Annotated in this window: 8 protein-coding genes; 1 reads left to right on the top strand and 7 read right to left on the bottom strand. The window is 73.4% G+C overall.

Features of this window, described 5'->3' with window-relative positions:
• Nucleotides 1-183: 183 nt before the first annotated feature.
• A complete protein-coding gene (gene rpmB, locus ACME2J_RS13810) occupies nt 184-375 on the bottom strand; it encodes a 50S ribosomal protein L28 (protein WP_495545504.1) in 192 nt (63 codons plus the stop codon).
• A gap of 47 nt (nt 376-422) precedes the next feature.
• On the opposite strand from rpmB, the gene ACME2J_RS13805 reads away from it, so the two are divergent.
• Entirely contained in the window at nt 423-1,940 is a 1,518-nt protein-coding gene (locus ACME2J_RS13805) for a serine/threonine-protein kinase (protein WP_495545503.1), read from the top strand.
• Between the two features lie 16 nt (nt 1,941-1,956).
• Here ACME2J_RS13805 and ACME2J_RS13800 read toward each other — a convergent pair whose 3' ends face one another.
• The 6 genes from ACME2J_RS13800 to ACME2J_RS13775 form a co-directional block, all read right to left on the bottom strand.
• Nucleotides 1,957-2,289 carry a hypothetical protein gene (locus ACME2J_RS13800; protein ID WP_495545502.1) on the bottom strand — a complete coding sequence of 111 codons (333 nt, stop codon included), beginning with the start codon at nt 2,287-2,289 and terminating at the stop codon, nt 1,957-1,959.
• A gap of 106 nt (nt 2,290-2,395) precedes the next feature.
• Entirely contained in the window at nt 2,396-2,848 is a 453-nt protein-coding gene (ribH, locus tag ACME2J_RS13795) for a 6,7-dimethyl-8-ribityllumazine synthase (protein ID WP_495545501.1), read from the bottom strand.
• A complete protein-coding gene (locus ACME2J_RS13790; protein WP_495545500.1) occupies nt 2,848-4,152 on the bottom strand; it encodes a bifunctional 3,4-dihydroxy-2-butanone-4-phosphate synthase/GTP cyclohydrolase II in 1,305 nt (434 codons plus the stop codon). Before ACME2J_RS13790 ends, ribH begins: the two co-directional genes overlap by 1 nt.
• Nucleotides 4,149-4,733: a riboflavin synthase gene (locus ACME2J_RS13785; RefSeq protein ID WP_495545499.1), complete on the bottom strand. Its 585-nt coding sequence runs from the start codon at nt 4,731-4,733 to the stop codon at nt 4,149-4,151. The genes ACME2J_RS13790 and ACME2J_RS13785 overlap by 4 nt, the downstream gene beginning before the upstream one ends.
• The gene (gene ribD / locus ACME2J_RS13780; RefSeq protein ID WP_495545498.1) at nt 4,733-5,866 is read right to left on the bottom strand and encodes a bifunctional diaminohydroxyphosphoribosylaminopyrimidine deaminase/5-amino-6-(5-phosphoribosylamino)uracil reductase RibD; all 1,134 of its coding nucleotides are present in this window, start codon (nt 5,864-5,866) and stop codon (nt 4,733-4,735) included. Before ribD ends, ACME2J_RS13785 begins: the two co-directional genes overlap by 1 nt.
• Nucleotides 5,867-5,934: 68 nt before the next feature.
• Complete coding sequence (locus ACME2J_RS13775) at nt 5,935-7,743, bottom strand: ArnT family glycosyltransferase (RefSeq protein ID WP_495545497.1); 1,809 nt, start codon at nt 7,741-7,743, stop codon at nt 5,935-5,937.

Raw genomic sequence — 7,743 nt, 5'->3', positions numbered from 1 at the left:
GTTGTCCCCCGTGTCGCCGTCGGCGACAGGGAAGACGTTGAGGTCGTTGATCTCCTCGCGGCGCGACTCGAGGTGGACGAGAGCGCCGTCGACGACGGCGCGGAATCGGTCGAGGCTCCGTTCGGCGGACATCGGCGACCTCCGGGGACGGCAGCGGTCAGCGCGCGGCGACCAGCCGCGGCGTCAGACGGCCTTGACGACCTTGCCGGCCTTGAGACAGCGCGTGCAGACGTGGACGCGGCGCGGCGAGGAGCCCACGAGCACCCGGACCTTCTGGAGGTTGGGGTCGAAGCGCCGCTTCGTCGCGACCATCGAGTGGCTGCGGCTGTGGCCGAACGACGGACCCTTACCGCAGCTGTGACAGACCTTTGCCATGAGGCGGCGGAGTGTAGCGCCCTTGGACCCTGGGAAGCTTGGAGCCCATGTCCCCGACGGGCGACGACATCCACCTCCCTTCTCGCTACGTCCCCGTCCGGCACCTCGCGGACGGTGGGATGGCCGCCGTCTGGGAGGCCCGCGACACCGTCCTCGAGCGTCACGTCGCGGTGAAGATCCTCTCCCCCGCGCTCGCGGCCGACCCCGACGCCCGGGAGCGCTTCACGCGCGAGGCGCGAGCAGCGGCGCGGCTCAGCTCCCACCCGCACGTCATCACGATCCACGACGCCGGCGAGGAGCAGGGCGACGCGTACATCGTCATGGCGCTCGCCCCCGGCGGGACCGTCGCCGAGCGCCTCGCAGCGGGGCCCCTCGACCGCGACGCCGCGCTGCGCTGGCTCCGCGAGGCGGCCGACGCGCTCGACGCCGCGCACGCCGAGGGCATCGTCCATCGCGACGTGAAGCCCGCCAACCTGCTCCTCGACGGACGCGACCGCGTCCTCGTCGGGGACTTCGGGATCGCGACCGCCGGGTGGACCTCGTCGATGACGCAGACGGGGCTCGTCGTCGGCACCGCGGCCTACCTCTCGCCGGAGCAGCGCGAGGGGCGGGCGGCGACGCCGGCCAGCGACCGCTACGCGTTCGCCCTCGTCGCCCGCGAGGTCCTCAGCGGCGAGCGACCGGGCGGCGCTGCCCACTGGCCGGTGCACGCGCTGCCGCCCGCGGTCGACGAGCTGCTCTCGCGCGGCGCCTCGCTCGACCCGGACTCCCGTCCGTCGTCCTGCCGGGCCCTCGTCGCCGAGCTCGAGCGCGGCCTCGGGGAGGCCGGCGACGCGACGGCCGTCCTGCCGGTGGCCGAGAGCCCGACGGACACGATGGCGACGGAGGCGGCGCGGACCCCGCGCCCGCGCCGCCCCGTGGAGCGCATGGCGCCCGTCCCGCCGGCGCGCCCGGCGGCGGCCGAGGACGGTGACGACGCCGGGCGACGCCGGGCGGCACCGGTCGCGTTCCTCGCCGCGGGGCTCCTCGCGCTCGGCATCGGCGCTGCGGTGCTCGCGGCGGAGGGGAGCGACGGGGACCCCACGGCCGAGCAGGGCCGGACGGCGGAGACCGCCGACACGACCGAGACGGAGCCGGAGACCACCGCGACGAGCGACGCGCCGCCATCGGGCGAGCCGACGCCGGCGCCGGCTCCGGAGCCCGCGCCCGCACCCGCGGAGGACCCGCGGACACTCAACGACCGCGGCTACCAGCTCTTCCTCGAGGGCCGGTACGCGGAGGCGATCCCGCTCCTGGAGCGCGCGGTCGCCGGGCTCGAGGCCACGCCCGAGGACGAGTACTACGCCTATGCGCTCTACAACCTCGGCGCGTCCCTGCGTCGTGCCGGCCGGCCCGGCGAGGCGATCCCGCTGCTCGAGCGGCGCCTCGAGGTGAGCGACTTCAAGCGGGGCGTCGTCCTCGAGGAGCTCGATGCCGCCTACGCCGACGCCGGGCTCGAGCCCCCGGCTCGGGACGGGGGCGGCGGCGACGAGAAGCCGAAGGAGAAGAAGGAGAAGGACGACTGACGGGCCGCGTCCGCGCTCAGCCGTCGGTCCTCACCGGCTCGCGCGCCGGCTCCGGCACGTGGTCCGGGCGCCGCGCGGGCCGCGGATGAGCGTCCCCGAGCCGGCCCCGCTCGCGGAGCCGCACCGTGCTCTGGACGGCGTCGGGCAGCAGCGGCACGCCGGGACCCGTCGGCCGGGGCGTGTCGGGCTCCGGCGGCGGGCTGCCGCCGTCGTCGTCGCGGGGCCACAGGGAGCGCCAGTCCGGACGCTCCTCGTCGCCGGAGAGCATGACCCAGACCAGCACGGCGGCTCCCAGGATGTGGACCCCGAGCGTGATGGCGATCGCGATGACCTCGGCCGTGTGCGTCATCTTCTCCGAACCCTAACGTCCTCGTCCCGCGCGCAGGCGCCCACCTGGGCCGCGGACGCGCCGCGCGGCGAAGTCCTCTCCTGCGGATGCCCGGCCGGGCCGGGGCTCACGCATCGGGCGGAGGCCCGTCCGCCGCGGAGAGCGCGAGGCGCACGCCCGCGAGCGCGACGACGGCCTGCGCGGCGTGCGCGCCCTGGTCGCGCTTGCCGCCCCCGGAGCGGGCGAGCGCCTGCTCGAGGTTCTCGACCGTGAGGACGCCGAACGCGCACGGGACCCCGGTCGCGAGCTGGACGTCCATGATGCCCCGCGCGCTCTCGCCGCACACGTAGTCGTAGTGGGTCGTCTCGCCCCGGATGACCGCACCGAGACACGCGACGCCCGCGTACCGGCCCGACTCGGCGGCGTACTTCGCCGCGAGCGGCAGCTCGTAGGCGCCGGGGACCTCGAAGACGTCGACGCCGGCGGCTCCCGCGCGCTCGAACTCCGCGCGCGCAGAGGCGACGAGCTTGTCGGCGAGATCCCGGTAGAACGTCCCGACCGCGATCGCGTACCGCGCCATCAGCGCCGGCCCTCCTCGTGGTCGCGGGCGGCGCGATCCTGCTCGCGCTCGTGGTGGAGCAGCTCCTCGTCGAGGTTGAGCGCCTGGTGGTGGAGCATGTGCTCCATCCGGTCCTTCTTCGCCCGCAGGTACGCCTCGTTGTGCGGGTTCGGGGCGTGCTCGATCGGCACCTGCGCGGTCACCGACAGCCCGTATCCCTCGAGGCCGCGGATCTTCTTCGGGTTGTTCGTGAGGATCCGGATCGACGTGAGCCCGAGGTCGGCGAGGATCTGCGCGCCGATCCCGTAGTCCCGGAGATCAGCGGGGAGCCCGAGCTTGAGGTTCGCCTCGACGGTGTCGTAGCCCTCCTCCTGCAGCTTGTAGGCCCGCAGCTTGTTGAGGAGGCCGATCCCGCGCCCCTCCTGGGCGAGATAGAGCAGGACGCCCTCGCCCTCCGTCTCGATCATCGAGAGCGCCGACTCGAGCTGCTCGCCGCAGTCGCAGCGCAGCGAGTGGAAGACGTCACCGGTGAGGCACTCGGAATGCACCCTGACGAGGACGTCGTCCCTGCCGCTGACATCGCCCTTGACGAGGGCGACGTGGTGCTTGTCGTCGAGGATCGCGCGGTAGCCGACGACGTCGAACTCGCCGAAGCCGGTCGGGAGCTTCGTCTGCACGACCCGCTCGACGAGCTTGTCGTGCTTGCGACGGTAGGCGATGAGGTCGGCGATCGTGATGAGCTTGAAGCCGTGCTTGGCGCAGTACGCCCGGAGGTCGTCGAGGCGCGCCATCGACCCGTCCTCGTTCTGGATCTCGCAGATGAGGCCCGCGGGCGTGCAGCCCGCGAGGCGCGCGAGGTCGACGGAGGCCTCGGTGTGGCCGGTGCGCTCGAGGACGCCGCCGTCCCGCGCCTTGAGCGGGTGGACGTGCCCGGGGACGACGATGTCGCTCGGCCCCTTCGCGGGATCGACGGCCGTCGCGATCGTCGTCGCCTGGTCGGCCGCCGAGATGCCGGTCGTCACGCCCTCCCTCGCCTCGATCGTCACCGTGAACGGCGTCTCGTAGGCGCTCTCGTTCTTGAGGGACATGAGCTCGAGGCCGAGCTCGTCGCAGCGCTCCGAGGTGAGCGCGACGCAGATCCAGCCGCCCGCCTGCCGCGTCATGAAGTTGATCGCCTCGGGGGTGACGAACTCGGCCGCCATCACGAGGTCGCCCTCGTTCTCGCGGTCCTCGTCGTCGACGACGACGATCATCTTCCCGGCCCGGATGTCCTCCAGGGCCTCCTCCACGGTGGAGAAGCCGACCTCCGTGTGCGAGCTCCTCATCGGCTCACCAGCTTCTCGACGTACTTCGCCACGACATCCACCTCCAGGTTGACGAGCGTCCCCGGGCCTGCGGCACCGAGGGTGGTGCGCTCGAGCGTCTCGGGGATGAGCGAGACCGCGAACGAGGTCTCGTCGATCTCCGAGACCGTGAGCGAGACGCCGCTCACGCAGATCGATCCCTTCTCCACGACGTACCGCAGCAGCTCGGGGGGCGCGGCGATCGTCACGACTCGGGCGAAGCCCTCCTCGCGGACGCTGCGCACCTCGCCGAGCCCGTCGACGTGGCCCTGCACGATGTGACCGCCGAGCCGGGCGTCGGCGCGCAGCGCGAGCTCGAGGTTGACCCGGTCGCCGACCGCGAGCCGCCGCAGCGCCGTGCGTCGCAGGGTCTCCTGCATCGCCTCGGCGACGAACGTCTCCCCGTCGATCTCCGTCGCGGTGAGGCAGCAGCCGCCGACCGCGATCGAGTCGCCGGGCGCGAGCTCTCCGGCCAGGCGCGTGCGCACCGTGAGCCGCGCGCCCTCCCCCGTCTCCTGGAGACCCTCGACGGTCCCGAGGTCCTCGACGAGACCCGTGAACATCACCACTCCCTCAGGCGGGCGCTGAGCAGGACGTCGCCCGCGATCATCTCGCACTCGAGCGTGAGCGCGCGTGTCGCGTCCGCGATGCGCTCGACGCCGCGCCCCTCGAGCGGATCCCGGGCGGCGCGGCCGCCGACGAGGATCGGCGCGATGAACAGGCGGACCTCGTCGATCTCCCCGGCGTCGAGGAAGGCGCCGGCGAGACGCGGGCCTCCCTCGAGGAGGATCGACGTGACGGGCGGGTCGCAGGCGTCGCCGCCGAGCTGATCGAGGGCGGACCGCACGCGGGCGGGCTCGTTCTCGCCCGTCGCGACGATGACGTCGACGCCCGCGGCCTCGAGCGCCGCGGTCGCGCTCTGACGGGCGGCGCGCGAGACGACGACCGTCAGCGGCGGGTCCGGAGCGGCGAGGACGAGCGCCGAGTCGAGAGGCAGCTGGGCGGTCGAGTCGAACACGACCCGCCGCGGCTGGCGGAGCTCGCGGTCGGGGAGGCGCGCGGTGAGACGCGGGTCGTCGGCGAGCGCGGTCCCGATGCCGACGGCGACGGCGCCGACCGTCGAGCGCCAGAGGTGGCCGCGCTCGCGGCTCGCCGACGAGCTGATCCACTTGGAGTCACCGGCGCTCGTCGCGACCTTGCCGTCGAGGCTGATCGCCGACTTGAAGAGCACCCAGGGACGGCCGGTGCGCGAGTGCTTGCGGAACGCCTGGTTCTGCAGCCGGGCGCGCGCCGCGAGCTCGCCGCTCGCGACGTCGACCTCGACGCCCTCGTCTCGGAGGATGCCCAGCCCGCGTCCGGCGGCCTTGCTGCTCGGGTCGTCGGCGGCGACGACGACGCGCCCGATCCCGGCCTCGAGGATGGCCTCGGTGCACGGCGGGGTCTTCCCCTCGTGGCAGCACGGCTCGAGCGAGACGTACATCGTCGCGCCGCGGAGGTCGGCGCCGTCGCAGGCCGCGATCGCGGCGCGCTCGGCGTGCGGGCCGCCGTACTCCGCGTGGAAGCCCTCTCCGACGACCTCCCCGTCCTTCACGACGACGGCGCCGACGACCGGGTTGGGATGCACGTGACCGACGCCGAGCTCAGCGAGCTCGATCGCGCGGGCGAGGTGGACGTGATCGGTCTCGGTGCGCTGCATCCTGGCGTCACTCAGGATACGGACCCCGCCCAGCCCCGGGCTTCCGCTCGCGTGCGCGGCGGGCCGAGCTACTCGTCGAACGCGCAGCGCCCGCCGGTGAGCCGGTAGACCCGCATGAGCGGACCCGGCCGGTGGTAGTTGAGCGGGTAGAAGTTGAACGACCAGTCGAAGTTGAAGCGGACCGGGTCGGCGCCGTCGCGGTAGGGCGAGTCCTCGCGCACGAGCTCGGATCGCTCCTCGAGCTCGCGGTAGTACGCGATCGCCTGCGGCACCGTCTCGGGCTCCGCCTCGGCGCGTCCCCGCTGCGTCGAGCCGCTGACGACGTAGCAGTACCCGTCGGACTCGTAGCGGTCGACGAGCGCGGGGTAGAGCGTGCGCTCGTAGTCCTCGATGTTCACGATCCGGCCCGGGCCGGCGAGGTACACGCCGTCGTTCGTGATGTTCGAGCGGCTCGTCGGGAACTTGATCCACCGGTTCCCGTTCCCGGTCGCGCGCGACGGCCGGCCGATGTCCTGCGCCCACATGTCGGGCGCGATGGGCTCGACGACGATCTTCGAGCGCTCCGGGATGTTCTCGACCATCCAGGCGCGGGTGAGGTTGCGGGTGTCGTCGCGCGAGAGGACGAGACCCGAGTGGAGGCTCGCGACGAGGCCCTGCCCGCAGAGCGCGACGACCCCGAGGCTCATGAGGGCGGGCCGCCACGTCGGCCCGGTGCGGCGCGCGGCGCGATCGACGAGCCAGACGATGACGAACGCGGCGAGGAGGCAGACGAGCGGGAAGATCGGGAGCAGCCAGCGGCCGAAGAAGCGCTCCTGCGAGCCCATGAAGAGGAGGAAGATCAGCGGCGCAGGGACGAGGAGCGCGAAGCGGCGGACGTCGTCGCGGAAGAGGACGACGGAGCCGACCGCGGCGGCGATCGCCGGGACCCAGCCGAGTCCCCACGTGAAGGCCCAGAGGTAGTACTCGTGCCCGCTGTCGTGGGTGAGCCCGAGCTTGCCGAACGCGTCCCCGGAGACCGACGTCTGGTGCTCGAGGCCGTCCCGGAACTCGTCGAAGGAGAGCAGCGCGTAGGGGTTGGCCGCGACGAAGGCCACGAGCGACGCCACGCCGGAGAGGACGAGCAGCCGCAGGTGCCGCTGCGCGTCCCCGGTGTCGCGCATCTGGATCGCCGCGGCGACGACGAGCGGCACGATGACGATGCCGCCGGTGTACTTCGTCGCGCAGGCGAGGCCGAGGCCGAGGCCCGCGACGACGTAGTCGCGCGTCCGCCCCTCGGTGAGGACGCCGACGATGCCCCAGAGGGCGAGGCAGATCGGCGCGAGCGTCGGGACGTCGTTGAGCGCGAGGTGCGAGTAGAACACCGGGAGGAACGCGACCGCGAGGATCCCGGCCGCGAGCAGGCCGACCCGGCGGTCGAAGAGGCGCTTGCCGGTGAGGTAGAGCAGCCAGACCGCGATCGTGCCGACGGCCGCCGCGGTGACGCGCGCGACGACCCACACCTCGGTCGGATCCGACGCGAACGCCTCGCTCACCCCTTCGCGCCCGCCGAACCACACGGCGAAGACGATGTGCAGGAGGTACGTGTAGGCGGGCGGGTTGACGAAGTAGTGCGGGTTCCACCCGTGCCCGAAGAGGCCGATCGCCTTCGGGACGAAGTGCGCGTTCTCGTCGGCGTTGAACGCGTAGGGCATCCCGTGGTCGACGCCCCAGACCCGCAGCAGGAACGTGCCGACGAGGAGCGCGGCGACGGCGACCGTCCAGCCGCTCAGTCGCGAGGCGCGAGCGGCGACGCGCGCGGCGAGGCCGCGAGGACCGCCGCCGTGCGGCGGGGGGCGCTCACCGGCGCCGACGGCGTCGCCGCGCTCCCGTCGTGACAC

This window comes from Paraconexibacter sp. (assembly GCF_059438195.1).
Note: the sequence above shows the minus strand (reverse complement) of the source record. Positions and strands in the feature narration are given on the sequence as shown.

What these genes read in the sequence shown, in the direction of transcription:
- rpmB (WP_495545504.1), bottom strand. Translation starts at nt 375, where the DNA reads ATGGCAAAGGTCTGTCACAGCTGCGGTAAGGGTCCGTCGTTCGGCCAC.
- ACME2J_RS13805 (WP_495545503.1), top strand. Translation starts at nt 423, where the DNA reads ATGTCCCCGACGGGCGACGACATCCACCTCCCTTCTCGCTACGTCCCC.
- ACME2J_RS13800 (WP_495545502.1), bottom strand. Translation starts at nt 2,289, where the DNA reads ATGACGCACACGGCCGAGGTCATCGCGATCGCCATCACGCTCGGGGTC.
- ribH (WP_495545501.1), bottom strand. Translation starts at nt 2,848, where the DNA reads ATGGCGCGGTACGCGATCGCGGTCGGGACGTTCTACCGGGATCTCGCC.
- ACME2J_RS13790 (WP_495545500.1), bottom strand. Translation starts at nt 4,152, where the DNA reads ATGAGGAGCTCGCACACGGAGGTCGGCTTCTCCACCGTGGAGGAGGCC.
- ACME2J_RS13785 (WP_495545499.1), bottom strand. Translation starts at nt 4,733, where the DNA reads ATGTTCACGGGTCTCGTCGAGGACCTCGGGACCGTCGAGGGTCTCCAG.
- ribD (WP_495545498.1), bottom strand. Translation starts at nt 5,866, where the DNA reads ATGCAGCGCACCGAGACCGATCACGTCCACCTCGCCCGCGCGATCGAG.